Raw genomic sequence first — 25,945 nt, 5'->3', positions numbered from 1 at the left:
AGCGCGGTTTTCGGGGTGCCTACTTGGCGTAGTCGCCTTCGAGGGTGACCGTGCCACCGGGTGCGGCGAGGACCTCGCCGCAGACCCAGGCCGGGATGTCCCGTGCCGCCAGCTCGGCGATCGCCGCATCGGCCGCCGACTGATCCAGTACGGCGACCATGCCCGCACCCATGTTCAGCGTCTTCTCGAGCTCCAGCAGCTCGACCGCACCGAGCTCGCCGACCAGACCGAAGATCGGGGCCGGCGACCAGGTCGACCGGTCGATCCGGACCGAAAGCTCCGACGGGATTACGCGGGCCAGGTTCGCCGCGAAACCACCGCCGGTGATGTGCGACATCGCGTGCAGCGGTCGCGCGTCGGCGGTGTTGAGCGCGCGGATCAGCTCCAGGCAGTGCTTGGCATAGACCCGGGTCGGCGTCAGCAGCGTCTCACCGAGCGTGGTCCCGAGCTCCGGAACCTCCCGGTCGAGCGTCCACTTGGCCCGGTCGAAGAACACGTGCCGAACCAGGGAGTATCCGTTCGAGTGCAGACCCGAGGAAGCCATCGCGACGACCACATCCCCGGCGCGCACCCGCTCCGCACCGAGCAGCTCGTCTGCCTCGACAACGCCGGTCGAGGCGCCGGCGACGTCGTACTCGTCCGGCTCGAGCAGGCCCGGGTGCTCCGCGGTCTCGCCGCCGACGAGCGCCGTACCGGCCTCGACACAGGCTTCGGCGATGCCCTTCACGATCTGCGCAATCGTCTCCGGGACCACCTTGCCGGTGCAGATGTAGTCGGTCATGAACAGCGGCTCGGCGCCGCAGACGACCAGGTCGTCGACGACCATCCCGACCAGGTCGAACCCGATCGTGTCGTGCTTGTCCATCCGCTGCGCGATCTGGACCTTGGTCCCGATCCCGTCCGTCGAGGTCGCCAGCAGCGGCCGCCGGTACGCCGTCAGCGCGCTCGCGTCGAACAGACCGGCGAACCCGCCGAGACCGCCGACGACCTCGGGACGGGTCGCCTTCGAGACCCATTCCTTCATCAGCTCGACAGCCCGGTCACCGGCCTCGATGTCGACTCCGGCGGCGGCGTAGCTCGCGCCTTCGCTCACGTTCTTCTCCTCGGTACGACGTCGATCCGTGCCGACGCGCTGTTACGGACGACTCAGGGCGTCGGCTGCGCCGCCACCACCGACGACGGCGGCCAGGCCGTCCGCATCGGTGACCGGGACCTCGAGCAGATGCTTGCCCAGGTACTCCGGATCCGGCAGGGCAACCGGGTACACACCGTCGAAACAGGCGCGGCACAGCGAGTCCTTCGGCTGATTCGTCGCCTCGACCAGCGTGTCCAGGTCGATGTACCCGAGCGAGTCGGCGCCGAGCGAGCGGCAGATCTCCTCGGTGTTCAGCCCGTTCGCGATCAGCTCCGCGCGGCTGGCGAAGTCGATCCCGTAGAAACACGGCCACTTCACCGGCGGGGCGGTGATCCGAACGTGGATCTCCTTCGCCCCGGCCTCGCGCAGCATCCGGATCACGGCCCGCTGAGTGTTACCGCGGACGATCGTGTCGTCGACGACCACCAGGCGCTTGCCCTCGATCACCTCACGCAACGGATTCAGCTTCAGTCGGATCCCGAGCTGCCGGATCGTCTGACTCGGCTGAATGAACGTGCGGCCGACGTACGCGTTCTTCACCAGGCCGGATCCGTACGGGATGCCGGACTCTTCGGCGTACCCGATCGCACCCGGTACGCCGGACTCCGGCGTCGCAATGACCAAGTCGGCATCGGCCGGGTGCTCCCGGGCCAGGCGACGACCGATCTCGACGCGGGTCGAGTGGATCCGCTGACCGGAGATCTGGGTGTCCGGGCGGGCGAGGTACACGAACTCGAACAAACAGCCCTTCGGGTCCGCCTCGGCGAACCGCTGCGAGCGGAGACCGTCCGCGTCGACCGCGACCATCTCACCCGGCTCGACCTCACGGATGAAACTCGCCCCGACGATGTCGAGCGCCGCAGTCTCACTCGCGATCACCCAACCGCGCTCCAAACGCCCCAGCACGAGCGGGCGGATGCCCTGCGGGTCGCGAGCGGCGTACAGAGTGTTCTCGTCCATGAAGATGAGGCTGAAAGCCCCCTTCACCTTCGGCAGCACCTTCGCGGCCGCCTGCTCGATGGTGAGATCCGGGTACCCGGCCAGCATCGACGTCAGGATGTCGGTGTCCGAAGAGGCGGAGTGCTTCGCGTTCGCCTTCGCGTGCTCGACGCCGGCATCCAGACCGAGATCCAGATCACCACCGCCGTTCAAGCTGGCGGCGAGCTCCCCGGTGTTCGTCAGGTTCCCGTTGTGCCCGAGCGCGATCGACCCGGTCGCCGTGGACCGGAACGTCGGCTGAGCATTCGCCCACACACTGGAGCCAGTGGTGGAGTACCGGCAGTGCCCGATCGCGATATGCCCGCGCAGAGAAGCGAGCGTCGCCTCGTCGAACGCCTGGCTGACGAGACCCATGTCCTTGTAAACGAGAATCTGACTCCCGTTACTGACCGCGATCCCCGCCGACTCCTGCCCCCGGTGTTGCAAGGCGTAGAGCCCGAAATAGGTGAGTTTGGCAACCTCTTCCCCCGGCGCCCAAACCCCGAAGACGCCACAAGCGTCCTGCGGTCCCAGGTCCTGAGGGTCAAGGTCATGAGTGAGCCGACCATCGCCACGAGCCACACCAGCAGTCTACGCGACGTACGACGGTCTCCCGGACGAGCGATTGGAAGGGGCCGACCGGGCGGGGCCGACCCTGCAGTTAGCTAGTGCATTCCCCAGCAGGCCGAGGCCGGCTGATTGGGGCTGCACTGCGTCGTGGCCGGCGGGTCACCAGCATGAGCGGTGCCTGCAACACTCCACAGGAGGGCCGCCACCCCAATCACAGACAGCATCTTCTTGATCACAGCTCGTCCCTTCGAAATAATCCCGGAACCACGCATTGAGTGCCCTATGTCGACGCTCTCTGTATATGGTCGGTTCCGACAGGTTCACGAGGAGGGAAAAAGTGCTCGATCCGCTAGGTGTGGACGAAGCCACCTTTGCGGTCTATCACGCCCTGCTCAGCCAGCCTGAGAGTACGCCGGAGCAGATTGCCGCGCTAGTAGAGCGACCGGTTAATGATGTACACGAGTTGCTGAACAAGCTGCGCAAGCTCGAACTACTGGTTCCCACATGGGCCAATCCGGAGGGCGAACACGCCGTTCACCCCCGCGTCGGTCTCGCCAATCTCGCAGAGCGTCGTCGTGCGGCGCTGAATGCGGAGTTGGGACTCCTCCGCGAGGCCGAGGCCAGCGCGGAGGTCGTGGCCGAGCAGTACAACGAGCTCCTGACAGCCCGGAGCAGCGGTGATGTCGAGGTGATCAAGGGGCGCGCCAACGCTTCGCGTCGGATCGACGAGCTGGCCCTGAAGGTGCGCCAATCGTTCTGGGCGCTGACTCCCGTTCACATCGACGACGCCGTCCGCCCGCTAGAAGGCTCACCGGACGAGCCTCTGCTGGAGCGCGGCATCAAGATGCGCGCGATCTACCTCCAGAACATGCTCGAATCCAAGGGAGCATCGGACTACGCAGAGTCCATCCACCGCATGGGTGGCGAGGTCAGAGCCACCCCGACACTCCCGATGCGCCTACTGCTCTTCGACAATGAAATCGCCGTCATGCCGATGGATCCCAACAACCACGGCGCCGGCGCGGTCATCCACCGCAGCCCCGCGGTAGTCAACGTCGCCATAGCCCTCTTCGAGGCCTACTGGGCCCGCGCGTCCGAACTGTTCGCTCCCGACGACCGCGACAACGAATCCCCGCTGACGCCGCACGAGGCCGAAGTACTGCGTCTTCTGGCCGGCGGGGCTAAGGACGAGCAGGTGGCACGTCTGCTGGGCATCTCGCTGCGGACCGCACGGCGGATCACCGCCAACCTGTCCGAGCGCCTCGACGCTGCCAGCCGGTTCGAGCTTGGGGTGGCGGCCGCGAAGCGCGGCTGGGTCTGAGTGTTCGAGTCGCTGGGGCTGTCACAGGACAGCCTCGACCTCTACCGACTACTCCTACAGAAGCCGAACCTGGTCAACAGGGCGAGCCGCGCACTGCTCTGCACCGAGCTGGGGCTCCCGGAGGATGAGGTGGAGGCGCGGCTCGAGCTGCTGCGGGGATTGGGCTTCCTCGCGCCTCGCTGGGATATCGGCGACGACGAATACCCGGTGGATCCGGCTCTGACACTTGAACGCCTTGCAGCCAAACGCCAGTCGACGATCAGCGACCTCACCCAGGAGCTCGATTCCGATCGGCTCCGCGCGAGTGAATTCATATCCGACTACAACAGTTTCCTGGTTCAGAATGCGGTACCTGACGTTGAAATCCTCGACGGCGCCGAGAAGGCAAACCTGCGGATGCAGCGGTTTCATCCGACTAAATCAATGTGGGGCATGGCGAAACCTGGATCATATGCAATCAGGTTGACCGACAATTTCGCCGACACAGACATTCTCGCCCGCGGGGTTGCGTGTCGCTATCTCATCGCGGAGCAGCAACTCAAGGGCCCGTCAGCAAGGGAAGCAGTTGCCTTCATGCAGGATCTCGGCGGAAAAGTCCGGATCGTCCCGTCGATTCCGTTCAAGCTGGTCATCTTCGATGGCGAGACGGCGGTGATGCCGCTTGACCCGGACAACTATGAAGCCGGAGCCGTCGTACACCACAGCAAGGCTGTTGTGCGGATGGCGGTTGAGATGTATGAGCACTACTGGCGGTTTGCTGATCGCTCGTTTGAGCGGGTGCCTGAGGCGGGCGGGTTGAGTGGGCAGGAGGCTGAGTTTCTTCGGTTTCTGGTGCAGGGAGCGACCGATGAGCAGGTGGCTCGGAAGCTTGGCGTCTCTATGCGAACGGTTCGCAGAATGGCGGCGAAACTGAGTGAGCAGGTGGGGGCTTCGGGGCGGTTCGAACTGGGGGTTCGGGCGGCTCAGCGGGGGTGGGTGGATTAGCCCCAGTCCCAGGCTCGGGGGTGGGGCGAATTGTTGTGCGGGCAGGCCAAGGCGGAGCTCCTGACGGGTGTGGGCGGGCGGCGGGAGATGTCACGCCGGAGGTGCAGCGGCAGTTGCTGACGGCAGAAGTTAAACAGGCCGGGGAAATCGGCGGCAATGAATCCTGGTGGCCGGGGTGGGACGTTGGCCGGGAGCGGCCAACAGCGTCAACGAGCCGGTCTGGACCAATAGCTGCACGAATTCGTGCATTCCTGACGAAACGCCCGCCACGACCGGCCCCCGTGGTCTACACAACCACCTCATGAACTGCACCCCGCCGTACCGACCGCACGGAGATTGTCCCCAGCAACCGATTGCCGCCCACCTCTTGATGGGCAACCCCCCAACTCGGGGGATGCCCTCTGAGATAGGGGGTTGCCCCCTGAGAATCTCGTGGGGCAACCCCCCGGCTGGGGGGATAACCACTGGGGTGGGGGGGTTGTGCGAGCGGGGGTTGGGGCGGGGGGCGGGGCGGCGGTTGCTTCGGGCGCTGCGTTGGCATCACCCGCACCGGGGTGGGGATGACGAAACGGCTGCCGCGGGGGGCGGCAGCCGTTCGGGGAGGCGGGGACTAGATGTTTTTGAGGGCGGCCAGGAGTTTGGTGAGGGAGTCCTTGGCGTCGCCGAACAACAACGTGGTTCGGGGGTCGTAGAGGAGTTCGTTCTCGATGCCGGCGAAGCCGGGGCGCATGGAGCGTTTGAGGAAGATGACGCGCTGGGCCTCGTCGGCGTTCAGGATGGGCATGCCGTAGATGGGGGCCGAGGGCGTGGTGCGGGCGGCGGGGTTGACCACGTCGTTCGCGCCGACGACCAGGACGACGTCCGTCGACTTGAAGTCGCTGTTGATGTCTTCCATTTCGCGGAGCTGGTCGTAGGGGACCTGGGCTTCGGCGAGCAGGACGTTCATGTGGCCGGGCATCCGGCCGGCGACGGGGTGGATGGCGTAGTCGACCTTGACGCCGCGGCCCTGGAGTTCTTCGACGAGTTCGCGCAGGGTGTGCTGGGCCTGGGCGACGGCGAGGCCGTAGCCGGGGACAATGATGACCTTGTTGGCGTAGCCGAGCAGGATCGCGACGTCCTCGGCTCCACCAGAGATGACCGGGCGTTCGGATGCTTCACCACCGCCAAGGGTCGACCCGCCCTTTACGGCACCGAAGAGGATGTTGAAGACCGAGCGGCCCATCGCGTCGGCCATCAGCTTGGTCAGCAACGTACCGGCCGCGCCGACCAGGGTTCCTGCGACCAGCAGCAGGGTGTTCCCGAGGACATAGCCGCCGGCGGCGACGGTCAGGCCGGTGAAGGCGTTCAGGAGCGAGATGACGATCGGTACGTCGGCACCTCCGACCGGGAGCACCAGCATCACGCCGACCGCGAGACCGATCAGGCAGAGCAGGATGCCGACCCAGACGCGCGGGTCGGAGACCAGGAAGCCGGCCAGCACGAGGCTGCCGAGGATCGAGGCGATGAACAGCACCGGCAGACCGGGGAAGGTCACCGGCCGGGTCGTCATCAGTTCCTGGAGTTTGGCGAAGGTGACGATCGAGCCGGAGAAGCTGATCGCGCCGACCAGGATGGTGAACGCGGTCGCGATCGCGGCGACGGTGGCGCCGTCCGGGACCTCGCCGAGCTCCATCAGTGCGACCAGTGCGGCCGCGCCACCGCCGACGCCGTTGAACAGGGCAACGAGCTGCGGCATGTGGGTCATCTGGACCCGGCGCGAGCCCGCGACACCGCCGATGGTTCCGATCGCGAGGGCGACCAGGATCGGGGCCAGGTGGTCGGGCTTGTAGGCGACGAAGGTGATGATGACGGCCAGTACGGCGCCGGCCGCACCGAGCAGGTTGCCGGTCCGGGCGGACTTCGGTGACGACAGCGCCTTCAGTGCGACGATGAAGCAGACTGCGGCGATCAGGTACCCGATCTGGGCCCAGGTCGGGATCACTTGCCAAGCTCCTTCTTGCGGGCGGCCGGGGGCTTGAACATCTCGAGCATCCGGTCGGTGACGACGAACCCGCCGACCATGTTGACGGTCGCGAGGACGACGGCGAGCAGGCCGACGATCACCACGATGGTGGACTCGGCCTGGCCGGTGACGATGATCGCGCCGACCAGGATGACGCCGTGGATCGCGTTCGCCCCGGACATCAGCGGCGTGTGCAGGGTCGAGGAGACCTTGCTGATCACCTCGACGCCGACGAACGCGGCGAGCACGAAGATCGTCAGCAGAGCAATGGATTCGGTCATGCCTGCGGTCCGTTCAGGAGTTCGCGGGTGGGCTCGTGCAGTACGGCGCCGTCGTGGGTGACGCAGCAGCCGCGGACGATCTCGTCGTCGAAGTCGGGGTCGAAGGCCGCGTTGCGGGTCATCAGCCGGATCAGGTTGGCGATGTTCTGCCCGTACAGGCGGCTGGCCGGGCCGGCCATCTGGCTGGGCACGTTCGCGCCGCCCCAGACCAGCGCATTGCCGATCGTCAACTCGGTTCCGGCGACCGATCCTTCGACGTTGCCGCCCTGTTCGGAGGCGAGGTCGACGACGACGGAGCCGGGCTTCATCTGCTCGACCATGGCGCGCGACACCAGCATCGGCGCGGTTCGCCCCGGTACGGCGGCGGTCGTGATCAGGGCATCCGCAGCGGCGACGTACGGCGTCAGCAGCTCGCGCTGGAGTTGCGCCCGCTCGGCGGTCATCTCGCGGGCGTAACCGCCGGGGCCGTCGAGGGTGCCGAGTTCGAGCGTGATCGGCTGCGCGCCCATCGAGGCGATCTCCTCGGCGGCCGCGGTACGGACGTCGTACGCCTTGACGACGCCGCCGAGACGCTTCGCAGTCGCGATGGCCTGGAGGCCGGCGACTCCGGCGCCGAGGACGAGGACCTGGGCCGGCGGAACCGTGCCTGCCGCAGTCATGTTCAGCGGGAAGAACCGCGGGAGCCGTTCGGCGGCGACGATCGCGGCCCGATAGCCGGCCACCAGGGCCTGCGAGGACAGCGCGTCCATGGACTGGGCCCGGGAGATCCGCGGGACCAGTTCCATCGCGAACGCGGTCAGCTTGGCCCTGGCCGCCGAGCGGATGATGTCCGGCGGATTCGTCGGCAGGAACGACAGCAACGCCGTACCGGCGTGGAGCCGCTGCAGGCGTTCGCGCTCCAGCGGCTGCACCGATGCCACGATGGTCGCCGCGTGGTCGGCACCCCAGGCCACCTCGGCGCCGGCGTCGCGGTACTGGTCGTCGGAGTAGAGCGCGCGCTCTCCGGCGGCCGGCTCGACCGCAACCTCGTACCCGAGCTCGATCAGTTTCGCGACTTGTTCCGGCACCAATGCGACCCGGCGCTCGGCCGGCCTGGTCTCCCGTACCACTGCGATCTTCACTCGCCGAAACCTATGCCAAACCGAGCGTTGTCGGAAACCCTGGCCCCGACCTCGTGGTCAGGTTGTGTCCTGTAAGGGCCTTACGCGTTGTCTGCGAGGTTCTGCAGGAGGAGCGCTTCGGCCAGGCAGACCTTGCGGAACTCCGCCAAATGCAGGCCTTCGTCGACGCCGTGCGCGCGGGTGTCGGGGTCCTCGACACCGGTCACCAGGATGGCGGCCGCTGGGAAAACCCGCTGGAACTCGGCGATGAACGGGATCGATCCGCCCATGCCCATGTCGATCGGCTCGACACCCCACGCGGTCTGGAACGCCGACCGCGCCGCTTCGTAGCCGCCACCGCGTGCGTTGATGCTGCACGGCTGGCCGACCTCACCCTCGGTGACAGTCACCTGCGCGCCCCACGGTGCGTTGCTCTCCAGGTGCTCCTTCAGCGCAGCACTGGCCTTGAACGCATCGTCACCAGGCGCAACCCGCAGGCTGACCTTGGCTCGTGCGACCGGCACCAGCGTGTTGCTGGCCTCAGCCACGGCAGGTGCGTCAATACCCAGTACGGCGATCGCCGGGCGCGTCCACAGCCGGTCGACCAGCGAACCCGATCCGGTCAGCCGCACCGAGTCCAGAACACTCGACTCGGCCCGCAACCGGTCCTCCGGGTACACCACGTCAGCCGCACGCGACGCGTGCAGACCGTCGACAGCGACATCACCCTTGTCGTCGTGCAGCGTGGCGAGCAGCCGGCACAGCGCTGACAACGCATCCGGAATCGGTCCACCGAACAGCCCAGAGTGCACAGCGTGGTCGAGTGTCCGCACCTCGACGTACGACTCGACCAGTCCGCGCAGTGACACAGTCAGTGCGGGGTGGCCGACATCCCAGTTGCCGGAGTCGGCGATCACGATCGCATCGGCGGCCAGGTCGGCGGAGTACTCATCCAGAAGCTGCAGCAGAGTCGGCGAACCGATCTCCTCCTCACCCTCGACGAACACCGTCACACCCACCGGCAGGTCGTTGCCAAAGGCCCGTACGGCGGCCAGGTGCGCAGCAATCCCGGCCTTGTCGTCAGCCGCCCCGCGACCGTAGAGCCGGTCCCCCCGCTCAGTCGGCTCGAACGGGTCAGACGTCCACTGGTCGACCGGACCGGTCGGCTGCACATCGTGGTGCGCGTACAACAGCACCGTCGGCTTCCCGGCCGGCGCCGGCTTCTTCGCGATCACCGCAGGCGCACCCTCACCGGCCCGCACGATCTGAACCGCGAACCCCTCCGCCTCGAACAACGCAGCGGTCGCCTCGGCGGACCGTTGGACATCGCCCGCGCGGGCGGCTTCGTAGCTGACCGAAGGGATCCGGATGAGGTCCTCGAGGTCGGCACGGACACTGGGCAGAACGCGGTCGATCGCCGCAGACAGATCGCTCATGCCGCCTACGGTACGGCGTAGCCAACGGTCAGTCATTGTCGCCATAGTATGACTGCACCGTAAGATTCCGCCCCCTACGGAAGAGGACACCTATGTCCCGCTACCGCCCCGTTCTCATCAGCCTCCTGCTGACCGCCGGCGCACTGACGGTCGCACTGCCGGCTCAGGCCGCGATCACGTGTGACACCGCCACCACCGGCGGTTCGACGTTCTATGACGGGCCTTCGGCTTCCAAGAAGTACGACGCTCGGTTCAGCAACAGCGCGAGCATTCCTAACCTGAGCACGCACACGCCTCAGGGTGCTGGCACTTGGTACAACTGGGACGGCAGCGGCAAGAACCTGCTGCTGGTCGCGTCGTACCGCGAAGGTGCTGACTCGCAGATCTACGGCATCGACCCGGCTACTGGTTCCACTGTGGGTGTGGTGGCGGTGGCTGAGTCGCATGTGGGTGGGATTGCGGTCAGCAAGGGCTGGGCGTTCGTTTCGGGTGCAGGGTCGAGCATTCGGAAGTACAGCCTCACCGCGTTGCGGGATGCGATGAAGGCCGCAGGAACGCCGTACCTGACTCAGGTTGGTACGGCGCGGGATGTCGCCGCAGCGTCGTTCATCGGCACCTACGGCGACTCGCTGTTCGCGGGCTCCTTCAACGAGACCGGTCGCGGCGCTATGTACGAGTACAAGATCGCTGACGACGGCACGCTCACCACGCTGTCCGGCGCCTGGGAGATCCCCACCAAGACACAGGGGCTGACAGTCACCGCGAACCACTTCATCTACAGCACGTCGTACGGGCGGTCCAACCGCAGCAACCTGTACGTCGTGAAGCGTGGCCAGAAGGACCTGGATGCCGCGGCACTCAGTTGCTTCCGGGCGCCGAGCATGACTGAGGGCATCACCGAGTACAACGGCACTGCCTACCTGGTCTACGAATCGGCGTCACACCTGTACGGCTCGGACCCGAACACGCTCAACGTGATCCCGCGGCTGCACAAGGCCTCGATCTCGTCGCTGACCTCACTGGTGCCTTAAGGCTGGTAGCGGGCCGAGTTCACGATGGTCTCGCGGCCGTTGGGGTTGTCGTCGCGGACCTGGATCCGGAGCTGGGTGGTCGCATTCAGCTGCCGGTACTGCTCGATGACCGATGGTCCGCTACCGCAGGTGTAGCGAAACGTCGCCAACGCCTGGTCGCCGACCTGGCCGCCGTCCGGTGTTGCCGGCTGGCAGCCGGGCGGCGGCGTGGTGGTCGTCGGGAGCTTGCCGGCTTGGCGGATCTCCATGTACACGCCTTCGACGCGCGGGTCCGTCTGCCAGGTCGCTGTGCTGGTCGCGACGAGCAGGCGTTGTGCGGCGGTGTCCTCCGCCTTCTGCGACCAGGCGCGCGGTACCTCGACCGACAGCCTGCCGGACTCCACCTTCACCGGACGCGACAGCACGAACTGGTAGCCGCCGTACCCACCACCCGCAGCCAGCAGTACGGCGAGCAGTCCGGCAATCACGCGACCTCGGCCGGACCGCTTGGGCGGCGACTGGGTCAGCTGGTTCGCACTGGACAGTGCGGTCTCCTGGTCGACGCCACCGGCGACAGGGGTCGCCGGAGCCACGTCACGCGCGGGAATCAGACCTGCGGGGATCTTGCCGGTCACATGCGCTTCGCGGAGTGCGTTGAGGAAGCTGTCCAGGTCCTGCCACCGCAGGTCCCGGTTGGGCTCGAGTGCACGCCGTACGACGACGTCGATCGCGTCGGGGATCTCCTTGCGCAGCGTGGTCATCGAGGGCGGTGGCTTGTCGATCTGCATCACCGCGCCGAGGCTGTTCACCCCATGTGGTGCTTGGCCGGTGAAAGCGGCGTACGCGACCGCACCGAGCGAGTAGAGGTCCGCACGGTGGTCGAGGCGATCACCGAGAACCTGCTCCGGGGCGACGTACGCCGGGGTGCCGCCGGGCATCGTCAGCTGCGAGACGTCCTGAACCGCTTTACCGAGACCGAGGTCGCCGAGCATGGCGCGGTCGCCGCCGGCGATGCTGCGGAACAGCACGTTGGCCGGCTTCACATCGCGGTGCAGGACCCCGCGGCTGTGCAGGTGCTTGAGGCCCTTGCCCACCTCGGTGATGATGCGGACCGCGTCGCCGATCTCCAGCGGGCCGGCCTTGATCTTGTCGGCCAGGGTCCCGAGGTCGGCGTAGGTGATGACCAGGTACGGGCGGCCGTCGTCGGTCTCCCCGACGTCGTGCGCACCGACGACGTACAGCGAGTCGACCTTGCGCAGAAACCGGCCCTCGGCCAGGAAGCGGCGGCGGACATCCTCGTCGTCGGTCCAGAGGTCGGAGAGGATCTTGACCGCCACATCGGCGTCCAACTGCTCGTCCTTGGCCAGCCAAACGGTCGCGAAACCACCGGCACCGACCCGGCGGACCAGGGCGTACCGGCCGATCCGCTGAGGCTGGTCCATGCACGCATTATGCTCGATCGTTCCTGCGACTCGCTCGCCGGTGCGAACAAAACGGCGACTTGGTGCGTCTCAGCGAGGATGGAGCAGGTGTCGAACCGGAACCGGCCGCTGGTGATCGCGGTGGCCGCAGTGGCTGTCGTCGCGGTAGCAGGCGGCGGCATGCTGGCTGCTGCGCGCGGTCCGGAGAGCCAGACCGGGGCGGCAGCCGCACCCCTGAGCGTGCCGACGACCCCGCCCGTGACACTGCCCGCCAGCAAGGTCGTCATCGACGCCACCAAGCTGCCGACGGGCCGGACGCCCCAGGTCTCGTACCTGCGCGGCCGGACTGTGCAGGGAGGCATCAGCAGCCCGGTGAAGGTGCCCGGCTCTGTACCTGTCGAAGCGGTTGCACGACTGTGGGACACCACCATGGCCATGGAGGTCCCGAACGCGAACAGCAGCAGCCTGGTGGTGCTCGACGAGGCCGGCAAGGTCTCCCAGCGACTGCCCGGGATCGACTCGCTCGTCACCAGCGCAGACGGGAACGCGGCTGCCTTCGCCACCGGCGGGCGGTACACCGGCCACGACGGTGGGACGGTGCACTTCCGGTCCACCGATGGCAAGGACCTCACCCTGGACCACGCGAGGGCTCGCGAGATCGAGGTCCTGGCAGTCGTGGACCGGTCGGTTTACCTCAGTAGCCGACCGGAGGACAGCAAGACACCGAACCTGTACCGCTGGGACGTCGACGCATCGGCCGTGGCAGAGCCCCTCAAGGTCGCGCGGCCGGTAGCAGTGTCACCGGACGGCACGCTGGCCGCCGGTCTGCCGGTCTTCACCGACAGCGGGCTGTGCTCGGTGGTGACCGACCTCGCCAAGAACCGCCAGCAGTGGCGGACGTGCCAGTACCGCCTGGACAACTTCAGCCCCCGCAACGCATTCGTCATCGGCTACGCGCCCAACGCCGGTTCGCCGTACGGCGAGAGCACGGCCAGTGCTCTGGACGCCAAGACCGGCAGGGTCCTCCGCACCTGGCTGGCCGAGTCGCTGCGGAACGCCGTACCGGAGGACGACGACCACGTCCTCTTCGAGTGGCACAACCAGGCCGGACCGGAGTCCCGGTCCGCTGTCGTCCGCTGCACCGTCAGCACCGGCCAGTGCGAGCTGGCCAGCCCGCTGTCCCCGGAACCACTGCTCCTCGGCTCATGAGAGCGAACACCTGTAAGGAGTCCCGCCGATGCGGAACAACAACGGCCGCCTGATCGCTGTGGTGGCTTCGGTCGCCGTGGCAGCGGTCGCCATCGGCGCCACCCTCGCCTACCGCCAGGGCCCGCAGACCGCCAAGGCCGACGTCGCTCCCCTGACCAGCACGCCCAGCCCGACCCCGACGCCCTCGGCCACGCCACCTGCGCCGACGCTGAGCGCTGTTCCCAGCAAGCCACCGGTGACCAGCACCGAGAGCACAGTGAACGTCAGCAAGCTCCCGGAAGGCCGCGCGCCCCAGGTGCCGTACCTGATCGGCCGAGAGGTGCGCAGTGGCTCCGAGCTCGTGGAGACCATTCCAGGCAAGGGGTCCGTGCTCACCGTCGGCCGGTTGGGCGGATCCGTCCTGGCGGTCGTCATGTACGAGCCGGATGGAGACGGCACCGAACTACTGAAACTCTCGTCCGGCGACACAGTCCGCCGTACGCCGGATGTGTCGTCCCTGGTCACGACGTCCGACCAGACCGGTGCCGCGTACGCCGCTTCCCGGCTCAGCAGCCTCGGCGTCACCACGAAGGGCGGCACGGTCTACGCGGAGTCAGGCGACTCGGTGCAGTCGCTGAAGCTACCGAACAGCTGGGAGGTCCAGGTCCTCGCCTACACCGACGGGAAGGTGTACTACCGGGCGAGCGACAAGGAGACCGGCCCCTGGAAGCTCTACTCCTGGGTGCCGAGTGCAGCGAAGGCCGAGCTGATCAAGGCCGTCATCTCACCGACCGCAGTGTCCGCCAACGGCAACACAGCCGCAGCCATGCCGGTCCGCAACGACGACGGCACCTGCTCGAACGTCGTCCAGGTTCCCAGCGGCACCCAGTTCTTCCGCACCTGCGAGTTCCAGGTCCGTGGCTTCACCCCGAACGGCGCCACCGCCTATGGCGACGAGGACAACGCCGAGGGCTTCTGCTCCGGCATCTCGGCAGCCTTCGAGGCGAACTCCGGCAAGATCCTGCACAAGTGGAAGGGCTGCTTCCAGGAGATGGCAGTCGAAGACGACCAGCACGTCCTCGTCGTTGCCTACGCAAGCGCCGTCGGCCAGACCGAGAAGATCAAGACCGCCATCATTCGCTGCACCATCACCACCGGTGCCTGTGAGCGCGCCACCCCGATCGGCACCGACACACCTCTCGTTATTGGGTCGTAGACGACACTGGCTGTATGACTCGGCTTGCGGTGCTTGCGGATGTCCATGGAGTGATGCCGGCGTTGGAGGCGGTGCTGGCGGAGAAGGACGTGCGGGCGGCGCACACCGTGGTGGTGGCGGGGGATGTGGTGAGTGGGCCACAGCCGCGGGAGGTGTTCGACCGGCTCAAGGCCATGGGTGACCGGGTGGTGTGGGTCCGGGGGAACGCGGACCGCGAGGCGGTGGCGATGGCTCGGGGCACGTTCACGGGCGTGGTCCCGGATCCGGTGAGCCCTTGGGCCGCTGGGGAGCTGACGGCAGCGCAGGTGGAGTGGCTGGACAATTTGCCGACCACGGTGACGTTCGGGGACGTACTGGTTTGCCATGCGACACCTCGGGACGACGAGGAGGTCGTGCTGGTGGACAGCCCGATCAGCAGGTGGGTCGACGTATTGGGTGGAGTGCCGGACAGCATCAGGACTGTGGTCTGCGGGCACACGCACATGCCGTTCGTGCGGCAGGTGGACCGGCGGACGGTGGTCAACGCTGGCAGTGTGGGCATGCCGTACGGCGCTCCTGGTCCCAGCTGGGCGCTGGTCACGCCAGAGGGGGTTCAGCTGCGGCGGTCGGCCCTGGACCCGGCGAAGGCGGCCAGCCAGATCGTGCAGACGTCGACGTACCCCGGGCGGCAGCAGTGGGTCGATGAGTTCCTGCTGACCAACTACTCCGACACGGAGGCACTCGACGCGTTCAGGGCACGGGCTGAGGGTTGAGCGGCTACGGTCGTGGGGTGTTCGCGCGGCGGCGGAAACATTTCGGCACTCCGGCTGACAAGGCGACGTATGCGACTCTGCATACCGCCTCGTTGGCCAGTCCGCACCTGCGCGAAGGCCTGACCCCCGCTGCGGCCGGCAAAGCGAGCCGCCACCTCAGAGACCTCCTCGGTACGGCGGCCATCGCGATCTGCGACTCTTCCGGCGTACTGGCGTGGGACGGGGTCGGCGGCGCGTACGAGAGCAACCACCGTCGGGACGCCCGCACCCTGGCCGGGCCGACTCTCCGCACCGGCCGGACCGCAGTACTCGGCGTACACGACGTTGCCTGCGGAGACCCGCAGTGCCCGATCCGTACGGCGTCGGTCGCACCAATCGTGATTGAGGAGCGCGTGGTCGCCGTACTGGTCGCCTACAGCGAGCGGTCGTCGGCAGCGCTGGTCAGAGCAACCGAAGAGGTCGCCCGCTGGGTGTCCGGTCAGGTGGAGCTCGCAGAGCTCAACAAAGAGCGCACCCGAGCCATGGAAGCCGAGTTGCGCGCACTGCGCGCTCAGATCAGCCCGCACTTCATCTACAACGCACTGGCCGCCATAGCGTCGTTCGTACGCACAGACCCCGAGCGCGCGCGTGAGCTGCTGCTGGAGTTCGCCGACTTCTCCCGCTACGCACTGCGTCGTGGCGGCGAGTTCACCACGCTCGCCGACGAGCTGCGCAACGTGGAGCGCTATCTGGTTCTCGAGCAGGCCCGCTTCGGTGAGCGGCTGACCGTCTCGCTGCAGATCGCCCCTGAGGTGCTCCCCGTCGTCGTACCGTTCCTGGTCGTCCAGCCGCTGGTGGAGAACGCCGTACGGCACGGCTTGGAGGGCACCACCGGCGTCGGCCGGATCACCATCCGCGCCCGGGACCAGATCAACGAGGCGGAGATCAGCGTCGAGGACGACGGCGCCGGCAGCGACCCCGAGGTCATCCGCGCGGTCCTGGCCGGCGAGTCCGCCAGCGACTCGATCGGCCTCGGCAACGTGGACGCCCGCCTCCGCCAGGTGTACGGCGACGCCTACGGCCTGGTCGTGGAGACCCAGGTCGACGCGGGCACGAAGGTGACCTTCCGGATTCCCAAATACTCCTCAGGAGTGCATGCCTCCCCCTAGGGTGAGGCTATGGCGGAGATACCACTGCGGGCGCTGGTCGCAGATGACGAGGAGCCGGCGCTCAATGAGCTGGTGTACCTGCTCCGGCGCGACGAGCGGATCGGTGAGATCCGGACGGCCTCCAACGGCCCCGAGGCGCTGAAGATCCTGCAGGCGGCCGACCTGGACGTGGTGTTCTGCGATATCAAGATGCCCGGCCTGGACGGGATCGACCTGGCCCGGGTGCTGTCGAAGTTCGCCAGCCGTCCGCAGATCGTCTTCGTCACCGCGTACGACGAGCATGCGGTCCAGGCGTTCGAGCTGGAGGCCACGGACTACGTGATGAAGCCGGTCCGGGCCGAGCGGCTGGCCGAAGCGGTCCGACGCGTCGTCACCGCCGGTGCGCCGGCCTCACCGCAACCTGCTGACGATGGCGACGAGGTGATCCCGGTGGAGCTCGCCGGGGTGACGCGGTTCGTGCAACGCTCGTCGGTCCGGTATGTCGAGGCCCAGGGCGACTACGCCCGGCTGCACACCGGTCAGAACTCACACCTGGTCCGCATCCCGCTCAGCACGCTGGAGGAGCGCTGGCGCGACGCAGGCTTCACCCGGATCCACCGCAGTACTCTCGTCGCGCTCGCGCATGTGGACGAGATGCGCGTCGAGAGCGGCCGCTGCGCCGTACGGGTCGGTGATGACTGGCTTCCGGTCAGCCGGCGGCACACGCGTGAGCTCCGCGACCTCCTGGTCCGTTCCACCTCCTTGCGCCCGTGACATGAGTACCAACACACCGCAGGGTCCCCGCCGCGTCCGAGTGACGAGTCCGCGGACCAGTGCGGCCCGTCGGCCGGCCACTCCGACCGGTACGCGGGAGATCGACGAGCAGACCCGGCTCGGTGAGGTCTACATGAACTCGCTGATCCAGTCCCAGCTCCGCCTCACGCTCGCGGTGATCGGCAGTACCGCTCTGGTCCTCGGCAGCGTCCCCTTGCTGTTCTGGCTGGTACCACCCACTCGCACCTTCGCGATCTTCGGTCTCCCCCTCCCCTGGGTGATCCTCGGCATCGTCGTCTACCCGGTCGTGTACGTCGCCGCCCGCATCTACGTCCGCAACGCCGAACGCATCGAGACCGAGTTCACCGAGTTCGTCGGGCGGCAGTGATGTCGTCCGCGATGAGCCTCACCGGCATCGGACTGGTGATCGTGGCAACGATCGGGATCGGCCTGTTCGGGCTGCGGATCTCCCGGACCACCAGTGACTTCTACGTCGCCAGTCGCGCGGTCACTCCGCGCTGGAACGCCTCTGCTATCAGTGGCGAGTACCTGAGTGCCGCATCGTTCCTCGGAGTCGCCGGTCTGGTGCTGGTGAACGGCGCTGACATGCTGTGGTTCTCAGTCGGCTACACCGTCGGCTATCTGATGCTGCTCGTCCTCGTCGCTGCACCACTCCGTCGTTCTGGCGCCTACACGCTGCCCGACTTCGCCGAGACTCGGTTCCAGTCGGCCATGGTGCGCCGCATCTGCTCCGGACTCGTCGTCGGCATCGGCACGCTCTATCTACTGCCACAACTGCGCGGTGCCGGTCTGACGTTCCAGACCGTCACCGGTGCGCCGCCAGACGTCGGCGCGGCCGTCGTAGCGGTCATCGTGGTGATCAACGTGGCCGCAGGTGGCATGCGCTCGATCACCTTCGTGCAAGCCTTCCAGTACTGGCTCAAACTCACCGCACTAGCCACACCGATCTTCGTCATCCTGATCGCCTGGCGTTCCGGCGACCACCAGATCGGCGTACTCCAGTCACTGCAGGGCGCTGCGTCCGAATGGGCCGAGCCACTCTCCACAGCCGGCGGCCGCGACCACCCGCTCTATTCGACCTATTCGCTCTTACTGGCCTTGTGTTTCGGCACCATGGGCCTGCCCCACGTACTGGTCCGGTTCTACACAAACCCGGACGGCCGCGCGGCCCGCCGTACGACGGTTGTCGTCTTGGCACTGCTCGGTCTCTTCTACCTGTTCCCGCCGATGTACGCGATCCTCGGCCGCTCGTTCGCACCAGACCTGGTCGCAGGTGCGGCGGACACCGTCGTACTGGAACTGCCCAGCCGCATCTTCCCCGGTACGGCGGGAGACCTGCTCGGAGCGCTGGTTGCAGCCGGAGCGTTCGCCGCGTTCCTGTCCACCTCATCCGGACTGACCGTCGCGATCGCCGGAGTGATCGACCAGGACCTGCTGCGGACCAGACTGACCCGTCTGACCGGTGGGGACTACCTGGCCGTCAACAGCTTCCGCATCGCCGCACTACTGGCCATGACAGTCCCGTACGTCGCCTTCCGGCTCACCGGCGCTCTGAGCCTGGCGGACACCGTGGGACTCGCGTTCGCGGTCGCAGCGTCGACCTTCTGCCCGATGCTGGTTCTCGGCATCTGGTGGCGGCGCATGTCGACCACCGGCGCGGCAGCCGGCCTCGTCGTCGGTGGAGTCGCAGCCAGCGCGGCCGCTCTGGTCAACGTGATCGGCGCACCCACCGGCGGCTGGCCGCGCGCCCTGGTCGTCCAGCCGGCCGCCTGGACCATGCCGCTGGCCTTCCTCACCGTCATCGTGGTCTCCAAGCTGACCCCGCACACGATCCCCGCCGGCGCCGCCCGCAGCATGGTCCGCCTGCACACCCCCGAAGCCGTCAACGTCGACCGCGATCCCACGCCGCTGCCCTGAGCCCGGTCCACCGCTGGTCGTGGGGGATCGACCGTTCGGCGCAGGAGGTGCACCCGCCGGTCGCCCGGGCCGGCCCGCTGAGCGCTCGATGCGTGTGGGTGCTGTCGGGCGGGCGTGAGCTGAACCACAGTACGGGTCAGCACAACGTGCCGGTTCCGCCCGGCCTATCCCCTGTCTGGAGGTCCCGCGCATGAGTGATATTCGGCCGGGCGACCCGGAACCGACGACGTACCGAGATGTCCAGCTGTCACCGGACTTCTCCGAACTGCGCCGCCGGTTCCGCCGCTTCGTGTTCCCGATGACCGGGCTGTTCCTGGTCTGGTACTTCGTCTACGTCCTGCTCGCCGACTACGCGCCGGGATTCATGTCGACCAAGATCGGCGGCAACATCACTGTCGGCCTGCTGTTCGGGCTCGGCCAGTTCGTCTCCACCTTCGCGATCACGTTGCTCTACGTCAACTGGGCCGACAAGAAGTTCGACCCGGACGCCAAGCACCTGCGTGACCAGATCGAGGGAGAGACCGTATGAGCGCGCCACTGCTGTTGCCGCAGGCAACCGTCGGGGACCCCAAGGTCAACATCGCGATCTTCGCGCTGTTCGTGGTGGCCACCCTGGCGATCGTGATCCGGGCCTCCCGCAACAACCGGAGCGCGGCCGACTTCTACGCCGGCGGCCGCTCCTTCACCGGCCCGCAGAACGGCATCGCGATCGCCGGTGACTACCTGTCGGCCGCGTCGTTCCTCGGCATCGCCGGTGCGATCGCGCTGAACGGGTACGACGGCTTCCTGTACTCGATCGGCTTCCTTGTGGCCTGGCTGGTGGCACTGCTGCTGGTCGCGGAACTGCTCCGGAACACCGGCCGGTTCACGATGGCCGACGTACTGTCGTTCCGGCTCAAGCAGCGTCCGGTCCGGATGGCCGCGGCCATCTCGACCCTGGGTGTCTGCTTCTTCTACCTGCTGGCCCAGATGGCCGGTGCGGGTGGTCTGGTGGCGCTGCTGCTGGGCATCTCCGACCGCGCCGGGCAGAGCGTCGTGATCGCCGTCGTCGGCATCATCATGATCACCTACGTCCTGGTCGGCGGCATGAAGGGCACCACCTGGGTGCAGATCGTCAAGGCGGTCCTGCTGGTGCTCGGCGCCGGCATCATGACGCTGTGGGTGCTGGCGAAGTACGCCTTCAACCTGTCCGGCCTGCTGGGCGCCGCAGTCGACAAGAGCCCGGCGGTCGGGGAGAAGCTCCTCAGCCCGGGTCTGCAGTACGGCGCAACGGGGATCAGCAAGCTCGACTTCATCTCGCTCGGCCTGGCACTGGTTCTCGGTACGGCGGGTCTGCCGCACGTCCTGATGCGCTTCTACACGGTGCCGAACTCTCGCGAGGCCCGGCGCAGTGTCAGCTGGGCGATCTGGATCATCGGCATCTTCTACCTGTTCACCCTGGTGCTCGGGTACGGCGCCGCGGCGCTGGTCGGACCGGACGCGATCCGGGCGGCACCGGGCAAGGCGAACTCGGCGGCTCCGCTGCTCGCCTACGAACTCGGCGGCGAGATCCTGCTGGGTGTCATCTCGGCGGTTGCCTTCGCCACCATCCTGGCTGTGGTGGCCGGGCTGACGATCACCGCCAGCGCGTCCTTCGCGCACGACATCTACGGTCAGGTGATCAAGAAGGGCCAGGTCAGCGGCGACGGCGAGGTCAAGGTCGCCCGGATCACCGTCCTGGTGATCGGCGCGGTCGCGATCGTCGGCGGTATCTTCGCCAACGGCCAGAACATCGCGTTCCTGGTGGCCCTCGCCTTCGCGGTGGCGGCCAGCGCGAACCTGCCGACCATCCTGTACTCGCTGTTCTGGCGGCGCTTCAACACCCGCGGCGCACTCTGGAGCATCTACGGCGGTCTGGGTTCGGCGATCTTCCTGATCGTCTTCAGCCCGGTCGTCTCCGGCAAGGTGGACAAGAAGACCGGCGCGAGCCTGTCGATGATCACCGACACCGGGATCGACTTCCACTGGTTCCCGCTGGACAACCCCGGCATCGTCTCGATCCCGCTGGCCTTCGTGCTCGGCATCATCGGCACGCTGACCAGCAAGGAGCAGGTCGACGTCGACAAGTTCGCCGAGATGGAGGTCCGCTCGCTGACCGGTGCGGGCGCCGAGAAGGCGGTCGCGCACTAACCCCTAGACCTGTCAGGCAGGCCCTGCGAAGTTCGGCGGACCTGCCTGGCAGCCCCAAAGTTCCGCCTCCAGAAGGTCCCGGTATTCCCTGAACCGGGACCTTCTGCTGTACCTAGAACTTCAGCGACGGCCAGACCTCGAGGAACGCCTCGATGGAGGCCTTCCCGCGGGCTTCCTCCAGCGCGTGCAGGCGACCGAAGGTGAACGCGTTGCCGCCCTCGAGATGCACCTGTACGGCGAGCTCCCGCAGCAGCTCACGCGACACCACCGAGTCCTGGAAGTCGCCGAGAATCTCCTGCACCTCCTCGGCCCGCGTGGCCAGCGTGCTGCCCTCCGCACCCAACACCGGTACGACGGCCTCCCCGGCGTACCGGAGTCGTTTCGCGGCCTTGCGCACCTCGTGGAGCTCGTGGTCCTGCTCTTCGGCGGTCTCGGCCTTCTGCGCCCGGCGCACCGCCTTGCTCATCCGCTTGCGGTCGTGCTGCAGCAACTCGGGGAGCTGCTTGGCGGCCTTCCGGTTGTCACCGGTCAGCGGCGGCTCGGCGACCAACTGGTCGAGCGTGTCCAGCAGCCGGAAGTACCGCTCGCTCTCCAGCGCGGCCAGCGCACCCGCCCGGCCCTCCTTGTAGACCCCGCGCAGGTGGTCGTCGATCCGCGCGGCGACCCGGCCCATCACCAGCTCGACAGGCTGCTCGCCGACCTCGGCAGCGAAGTGCGCGCGCTGGACCTCGGCGTCCCGGGCGACCCCGAGCTCACCGGCCAGCCACTTCAGCTCGGCCCGGATCTCGTCCCCGACCTCGCGGTCGATGACCGGACGAAACGTCGCCAGGGCCGACCGCAGCCGCCGGGTCGCGACGCGGAACTTGTGGATCCCCTCTGGCGCATCCCGACGTACCTCGGGATCGCGCTGACGAATCGCCTGCACCTGCTCGGCTGCGTACGCCCGGAACACGTCGGCCGTCCGCGGCTTGGCGGGGAGCTCCCACTGGTCGCCGGGCTGCAGCCGATCGCCGAGCGCCCGCGCCAGCTTGCTCGGTCCGGCGGCCGGCTCGGCACCCGCAGAACGCAGTACCGTCTCGGCCGCCTCCAAGAGCTTTAGGTCGCCGCCGACCAGCTCGACCTCCCACTCACGCCAGCTGTCCGGTTCGCCGTCGCCGGTCGTCGCCGTGACGTGGTCGTCGGCCAGCTCAGCCAGTACGTCGCCATTGGCGTCGAGCAGCCGGTGGACCACGCGGCGGGTCTGCAGCGTGACGACCGGGATCAGCTCGTGGTCGCGGACGTGCACCCGGACCGTGCGGACGACCGCGATCGGAACCTTCCGCACCGCCCGGCCGAGCGGGTACTGCACCTCGAGCCGCGCACCGGACGACTTCGGGAACTTCACGTGCCAGCCGTCGTCCTCACCGCCGGTCCGCCGTCGCAGCGTCACCTTGTTCGTCGCGAGGTCGAGGTCCTCGGTGTCGAAGTACACCGCCTCCAGATCGAGCTCGACCGGCTGCGCGACACTCGCGACACCAGGTAACTCGTGCAGTGCCGGAAGATGGGTCGACTCGGCGACGTCGTACTTGGTCTCGATCTCAGTCTGCTCGGTCGGCATGCCTCTTGTTTACCAGCAGTTCATGAACCAGCCCTCAAATCGCCGACCAGCCGTTCCAGATCGCGATCGGGAACGCCGTTGTCCGAGATGGTCCGGATCTGCCGGCGGTGGTTGCGCTCCAGCCCCCACACGGTCAGTACGACGATTGCCAGGAAGCCGATCATGTTCGCCCCACCCCTCTGAAGAATGTGTAGTGGAAGGTGCCGCCGGACTCGGCGGTTCGCTCCAGGTCCCGGATGCCGGCGGCCCATTCGGCCGGTGTGAGCAGACCTTCGGCGAGAGCTTGCTCACGCACCGACTCGACCATCGCGATGAACGTCTTCCGGGTGAAGCCGTCGACCAGGTGCGGCAGGGTCTCGTCGGCGTACACGGTCCGGGGCTCGGTGCGGACGTCGTCGTACCCGGCCGCTTCGAGGAGCGGTTGGACCCGGCGGCCGATGAGCGAATCGCCGCCAGCCTCCGCCTGCAGGTCGACGAGGCACTCGATGACGGCCTGCGCGGCCGCACTGCGCGGGTGGAAGAACGCCGACTGGTGATCGCCCTCGATGACCGTGATGGTTCCGCCGGGCCGCAGCAGTTGGCGCAGGCCGATCAGCGCGGCGGTCGGATCGCTGAGGTGTTCGAGGACGAAACAGACGAAGATGTGGTCGAACTGCTCACCCGCGAGCTCGCGAAGATCGGCGCATCGCCACTCGACCCGCGCTTCGGGCCCGACCCGCTCCTTGGCCTGGGCCAGCGACTCCTCGGAGATGTCGATCGCGACCAGGTCGATGCCGGGATTCCGGGTGACCAACTGGACTGTCTGGGCGCCGACCCCACAGCCGGCTTCGAGCACCCGCGCTCCCGGCGGGAACTCGATGCCACCGTGCAGGAGCTCGGCCAGGGTCTGCGCCTGGTCGCTGAGCCGGCGGGTCTCCGCCGCGGTGTAGCCATGCACGTAATCGGTTCTCATATCTCCAAGGTGCCGCCACAATGGACCGATGGACAGGTCCAATCAAGCCGACTTCCCCAGGACCATTGGAGCGGACTTCCTCCAACTGAACCCTGCCGAGGCGCCGGTCGGCGGTCTGGCCGACTGGCTGACCGACCAACTCCGGGCGGCGATCTCCGACGGCCGGCTCGCGATCGGCAGCCGCCTGCCTGCCAGCCGGTTGCTGGCCGCCGAACTGCAGGTCTCTCGCGGCGTTGTCACCGAGGCCTACCAACGACTCACCGAGGACGGCCAGGTCAGCGGCCGCGGCCGCGCCGGCACGGTCGTGGTCGCCGCACCGGCTGTCGCGCCCGCACCGCGCGCCCGGTCGGGATCGCGGCCGCCGCGGATCAACGCACCCGGTCTCGACATCTTCGACGAACTCCGCGCCGCACCAGCCCGCATCGATCTGACTCCCGGCGTACCGGACCTGGCCTCCTTCCCGCGGGCCGCCTGGCTGCGCTCCGAACGCGCAGTCCTCAGCAACCTCGAAGCCTCCGCCTTCGGGTACGGCGACCCATCCGGTACGCCGGAATTGCGCGCAGCCGTCTCGACCTGGCTGGCGCGCTATCGCGGTATCACCGCCGCCCCCGACGAGGTGATCATCGTCGCCGGAGTCGCGCAGGCCATCTCCCTCCTCACCCACCACCTCGCGGCCCGCGGGATCACCGAGATCGCGGTCGAAGATCCGAGCTCGCTGGGCTCACGTCAGCACCTGGAGGAATGGGCACTCCGGACCCGGCCGATCCCGGTCGACTCCGGTGGGCTGCAGGTCGACGTACTGCGGAAGTCGGGTGCTCAGGTGGTCATGGTGACTCCGGCACACCACTTCCCGACAGGCGTCGTACTGGAGGGTGAGCGGCGACGCGACCTCCTGCAGTGGGCCGCCGACGGCGGGTTGATCTTCGAGGACGACTACGACGCCGAACACCGCTACGACCGCCCGCCAATCCCAGCCCTACGGTCGATGCAGGCCGAGCAGGTCGTCTACGCCGGCAGCGTCTCCAAGCTACTCGCCCCCGCGCTGCGCATCGGCTGGATCGTCCCACCGGCGCAGTACCGCGACGAATTCATCGCCCTGAAACGCCGCGCCGACCTCGGCAACGCCGCCCTCCCCCAACTAACCCTCGCCCACCTGATGAACTCCGGCGACCTCGAACGCCAACTCCGCTACGTCCACCGCCGCCACCGCACCCGCCGCGACGCCATGGCCACCGCCATCACCAACTACTTGCCCACCGCAACAGTCCACGGCGCCGCCGCCGGCCTCCACCTCACCATCACCTTCCCCGAACACGTCGACGACGTGGCCCTAGCCACCGCCGCCCTGTCCGCAGGCATCAAAGTCCACCCCCTCTCCTGGCACTGCCAACTCCCGCACGCCCCCGGCCTGGTCCTCGGCTACGCCGCAAGAACCCCCACCGACCTAACCCAAGCCATCAAAACCCTAGCCACCCTCCTCCCCTGACGACCCAATTCCCTGCCTACCCACCGAAATGAGGGGTTCTGCACCCATAACCAGAGTGCAGAACCCCCAACCCGACTGCCCAGCCAGCCAAATGCGGTTCGCGCAGGTAGGCGGGCCACCACCACCCGTCGTTCGTGCCGCCGAACCCAGCCCGCACCCGCCGCCACCTCGCAAGCAGCCGCACCTCACCCACAGCAACCCAAGCCATGCAATCAGCCCCAGCCAGTCGCGCCCCTTAGCGGACCGACCCATCCGGTCGCGGGTGGGCCAACCGTGCCGTGGGCCGACCCGCAACCGCGTGGGTGGACCCATCAAATGGCGTCAGGCGGCCAACTGGCCTGTCGAGTTGGGGGGGGTTGCCCACTCAGATTCTCAGCGGGCAACCCCCCAACCGAGGGGATAACCACCGAGGTGGGGGGTTGCGGGGCGGGGACGAGGGGCGTTGCCGGGCGGGGTTGCGGCGCGGGGCGGGCGACCGCTGGCCTGTCGAGTTGGGGGGTTGCCCACT

23 protein-coding genes are annotated in these 25,945 nt (G+C 67.7%); 13 read left to right on the top strand and 10 right to left on the bottom strand.

Annotated features, from left to right (window positions below; translation table 11 throughout):
* Window positions 1-19 precede the first annotated feature (19 nt).
* Entirely contained in the window at window positions 20-1,093 is a 1,074-nt protein-coding gene (gene purM, locus ABD231_RS18605) for a phosphoribosylformylglycinamidine cyclo-ligase (RefSeq protein WP_344153067.1), read from the bottom strand.
* 42 nt (window positions 1,094-1,135) lie between these two features.
* Complete coding sequence (gene purF / locus ABD231_RS18600) at window positions 1,136-2,695, bottom strand: amidophosphoribosyltransferase (protein ID WP_344153064.1); 1,560 nt, start codon at window positions 2,693-2,695, stop codon at window positions 1,136-1,138.
* A 325-nt stretch (window positions 2,696-3,020) separates the two neighbouring features.
* Between purF and ABD231_RS18595 the strand changes: the two genes are divergently transcribed.
* Window positions 3,021-4,004 (top strand): helix-turn-helix transcriptional regulator, encoded by a 984-nt coding sequence (locus ABD231_RS18595; RefSeq protein WP_344153061.1) that lies wholly within the window; start codon window positions 3,021-3,023, stop codon window positions 4,002-4,004.
* Window positions 4,005-4,988 carry a helix-turn-helix transcriptional regulator gene (locus tag ABD231_RS18590; protein ID WP_344153058.1) on the top strand — a complete coding sequence of 328 codons (984 nt, stop codon included), beginning with the start codon at window positions 4,005-4,007 and terminating at the stop codon, window positions 4,986-4,988.
* A gap of 610 nt (window positions 4,989-5,598) precedes the next feature.
* On the opposite strand, the gene ABD231_RS18585 is transcribed toward ABD231_RS18590, so the two are convergent.
* The 4 genes from ABD231_RS18585 to ABD231_RS18570 form a co-directional block, all read right to left on the bottom strand.
* Entirely contained in the window at window positions 5,599-6,969 is a 1,371-nt protein-coding gene (locus ABD231_RS18585) for an NAD(P)(+) transhydrogenase (Re/Si-specific) subunit beta (protein WP_344153055.1), read from the bottom strand.
* Window positions 6,966-7,271, bottom strand: coding sequence for an NAD(P) transhydrogenase subunit alpha part 2 (locus ABD231_RS18580; RefSeq protein WP_344153052.1), 306 nt, complete (start codon window positions 7,269-7,271; stop codon window positions 6,966-6,968). The genes ABD231_RS18585 and ABD231_RS18580 overlap by 4 nt, the downstream gene beginning before the upstream one ends.
* Window positions 7,268-8,392, bottom strand: a complete 1,125-nt coding sequence (locus ABD231_RS18575) for an NAD(P) transhydrogenase subunit alpha (RefSeq protein WP_344153049.1) — start codon at window positions 8,390-8,392, stop codon at window positions 7,268-7,270. The genes ABD231_RS18580 and ABD231_RS18575 overlap by 4 nt, the downstream gene beginning before the upstream one ends.
* A gap of 80 nt (window positions 8,393-8,472) precedes the next feature.
* On the bottom strand, window positions 8,473-9,807 hold the full coding sequence (locus ABD231_RS18570; protein ID WP_344153046.1) for a dipeptidase: 1,335 nt from the start codon (window positions 9,805-9,807) through the stop codon (window positions 8,473-8,475).
* A 92-nt stretch (window positions 9,808-9,899) separates the two neighbouring features.
* On the opposite strand from ABD231_RS18570, the gene ABD231_RS18565 reads away from it, so the two are divergent.
* Window positions 9,900-10,838, top strand: coding sequence for a hypothetical protein (locus tag ABD231_RS18565; protein ID WP_344153044.1), 939 nt, complete (start codon window positions 9,900-9,902; stop codon window positions 10,836-10,838).
* On the opposite strand, the gene ABD231_RS18560 is transcribed toward ABD231_RS18565, so the two are convergent.
* Complete coding sequence (locus tag ABD231_RS18560) at window positions 10,835-12,259, bottom strand: serine/threonine-protein kinase (protein ID WP_344153041.1); 1,425 nt, start codon at window positions 12,257-12,259, stop codon at window positions 10,835-10,837. The genes ABD231_RS18565 and ABD231_RS18560 overlap by 4 nt on opposite strands.
* An 87-nt stretch (window positions 12,260-12,346) precedes the next feature.
* Here ABD231_RS18560 and ABD231_RS18555 point away from each other — a divergent pair, with 87 nt between their 5' ends.
* The 9 genes from ABD231_RS18555 (at window position 12,347) to ABD231_RS18515 (ending at window position 21,402) form a co-directional block, all read left to right on the top strand.
* On the top strand, window positions 12,347-13,447 hold the full coding sequence (locus tag ABD231_RS18555; protein WP_344153038.1) for a hypothetical protein: 1,101 nt from the start codon (window positions 12,347-12,349) through the stop codon (window positions 13,445-13,447).
* A gap of 28 nt (window positions 13,448-13,475) precedes the next feature.
* Window positions 13,476-14,642: a hypothetical protein gene (locus ABD231_RS18550; protein WP_344153036.1), complete on the top strand. Its 1,167-nt coding sequence runs from the start codon at window positions 13,476-13,478 to the stop codon at window positions 14,640-14,642.
* A 14-nt stretch (window positions 14,643-14,656) separates the two neighbouring features.
* Entirely contained in the window at window positions 14,657-15,394 is a 738-nt protein-coding gene (locus ABD231_RS18545; RefSeq protein ID WP_344153034.1) for a metallophosphoesterase family protein, read from the top strand.
* A 17-nt stretch (window positions 15,395-15,411) separates the two neighbouring features.
* Window positions 15,412-16,542: a histidine kinase gene (locus ABD231_RS18540; RefSeq protein ID WP_344153032.1), complete on the top strand. Its 1,131-nt coding sequence runs from the start codon at window positions 15,412-15,414 to the stop codon at window positions 16,540-16,542.
* A 9-nt stretch (window positions 16,543-16,551) separates the two neighbouring features.
* The gene (locus tag ABD231_RS18535) at window positions 16,552-17,295 is read left to right on the top strand and encodes a LytR/AlgR family response regulator transcription factor (protein WP_344153030.1); all 744 of its coding nucleotides are present in this window, start codon (window positions 16,552-16,554) and stop codon (window positions 17,293-17,295) included.
* 1 nt (window position 17,296) lies between these two features.
* Window positions 17,297-17,683, top strand: a complete 387-nt coding sequence (locus ABD231_RS18530; RefSeq protein ID WP_344153027.1) for a hypothetical protein — start codon at window positions 17,297-17,299, stop codon at window positions 17,681-17,683.
* An 11-nt stretch (window positions 17,684-17,694) separates the two neighbouring features.
* A complete protein-coding gene (locus ABD231_RS18525; protein ID WP_344153024.1) occupies window positions 17,695-19,233 on the top strand; it encodes a sodium/solute symporter in 1,539 nt (512 codons plus the stop codon).
* A gap of 190 nt (window positions 19,234-19,423) precedes the next feature.
* A complete protein-coding gene (locus ABD231_RS18520; RefSeq protein ID WP_344153021.1) occupies window positions 19,424-19,762 on the top strand; it encodes a DUF485 domain-containing protein in 339 nt (112 codons plus the stop codon).
* Window positions 19,759-21,402, top strand: coding sequence for a solute symporter family protein (locus ABD231_RS18515; protein ID WP_344153018.1), 1,644 nt, complete (start codon window positions 19,759-19,761; stop codon window positions 21,400-21,402). The genes ABD231_RS18520 and ABD231_RS18515 overlap by 4 nt, the downstream gene beginning before the upstream one ends.
* Window positions 21,403-21,514: 112 nt before the next feature.
* Here ABD231_RS18515 and ABD231_RS18510 read toward each other — a convergent pair whose 3' ends face one another.
* The 3 genes from ABD231_RS18510 to ABD231_RS18500 are packed head-to-tail and all read right to left on the bottom strand — an operon-like array spanning window position 21,515 to window position 23,951.
* Window positions 21,515-22,999, bottom strand: coding sequence for a CYTH and CHAD domain-containing protein (locus tag ABD231_RS18510; RefSeq protein ID WP_344153015.1), 1,485 nt, complete (start codon window positions 22,997-22,999; stop codon window positions 21,515-21,517).
* A 20-nt stretch (window positions 23,000-23,019) separates the two neighbouring features.
* The gene (locus ABD231_RS18505) at window positions 23,020-23,163 is read right to left on the bottom strand and encodes a hypothetical protein (RefSeq protein ID WP_344153012.1); all 144 of its coding nucleotides are present in this window, start codon (window positions 23,161-23,163) and stop codon (window positions 23,020-23,022) included.
* Entirely contained in the window at window positions 23,160-23,951 is a 792-nt protein-coding gene (locus tag ABD231_RS18500; protein WP_344153009.1) for a methyltransferase, read from the bottom strand. Before ABD231_RS18500 ends, ABD231_RS18505 begins: the two co-directional genes overlap by 4 nt.
* 28 nt (window positions 23,952-23,979) lie before the next feature.
* On the opposite strand from ABD231_RS18500, the gene pdxR reads away from it, so the two are divergent.
* Window positions 23,980-25,437 (top strand): MocR-like pyridoxine biosynthesis transcription factor PdxR, encoded by a 1,458-nt coding sequence (pdxR, locus tag ABD231_RS18495; RefSeq protein ID WP_344153006.1) that lies wholly within the window; start codon window positions 23,980-23,982, stop codon window positions 25,435-25,437.
* Window positions 25,438-25,945 lie beyond the last annotated feature (508 nt).

It is taken from the genome of Kribbella yunnanensis, assembly GCF_039529655.1.
Taxonomy (GTDB): Bacteria; Actinomycetota; Actinomycetes; order Propionibacteriales; family Kribbellaceae; genus Kribbella; species Kribbella yunnanensis.
Note: the sequence above shows the minus strand (reverse complement) of the source record. Positions and strands in the feature narration are given on the sequence as shown.

Coding starts and splice junctions, on each gene's coding strand:
- ABD231_RS18530 (WP_344153027.1), top strand. CDS start 17,297: ATGAGTACCAACACACCGCAGGGTCCCCGCCGCGTCCGAGTGACGAGT.
- ABD231_RS18550 (WP_344153036.1), top strand. CDS start 13,476: ATGCGGAACAACAACGGCCGCCTGATCGCTGTGGTGGCTTCGGTCGCC.
- ABD231_RS18535 (WP_344153030.1), top strand. CDS start 16,552: ATGGCGGAGATACCACTGCGGGCGCTGGTCGCAGATGACGAGGAGCCG.
- ABD231_RS18525 (WP_344153024.1), top strand. CDS start 17,695: ATGAGCCTCACCGGCATCGGACTGGTGATCGTGGCAACGATCGGGATC.
- ABD231_RS18520 (WP_344153021.1), top strand. CDS start 19,424: ATGAGTGATATTCGGCCGGGCGACCCGGAACCGACGACGTACCGAGAT.
- ABD231_RS18500 (WP_344153009.1), bottom strand. CDS start 23,951: ATGAGAACCGATTACGTGCATGGCTACACCGCGGCGGAGACCCGCCGG.
- ABD231_RS18505 (WP_344153012.1), bottom strand. CDS start 23,163: ATGATCGGCTTCCTGGCAATCGTCGTACTGACCGTGTGGGGGCTGGAG.
- ABD231_RS18580 (WP_344153052.1), bottom strand. CDS start 7,271: ATGACCGAATCCATTGCTCTGCTGACGATCTTCGTGCTCGCCGCGTTC.
- ABD231_RS18565 (WP_344153044.1), top strand. CDS start 9,900: ATGTCCCGCTACCGCCCCGTTCTCATCAGCCTCCTGCTGACCGCCGGC.
- ABD231_RS18570 (WP_344153046.1), bottom strand. CDS start 9,807: ATGAGCGATCTGTCTGCGGCGATCGACCGCGTTCTGCCCAGTGTCCGT.
- pdxR (WP_344153006.1), top strand. CDS start 23,980: ATGGACAGGTCCAATCAAGCCGACTTCCCCAGGACCATTGGAGCGGAC.
- ABD231_RS18515 (WP_344153018.1), top strand. CDS start 19,759: ATGAGCGCGCCACTGCTGTTGCCGCAGGCAACCGTCGGGGACCCCAAG.
- ABD231_RS18560 (WP_344153041.1), bottom strand. CDS start 12,259: ATGGACCAGCCTCAGCGGATCGGCCGGTACGCCCTGGTCCGCCGGGTC.
- ABD231_RS18545 (WP_344153034.1), top strand. CDS start 14,657: ATGACTCGGCTTGCGGTGCTTGCGGATGTCCATGGAGTGATGCCGGCG.
- ABD231_RS18510 (WP_344153015.1), bottom strand. CDS start 22,999: ATGCCGACCGAGCAGACTGAGATCGAGACCAAGTACGACGTCGCCGAG.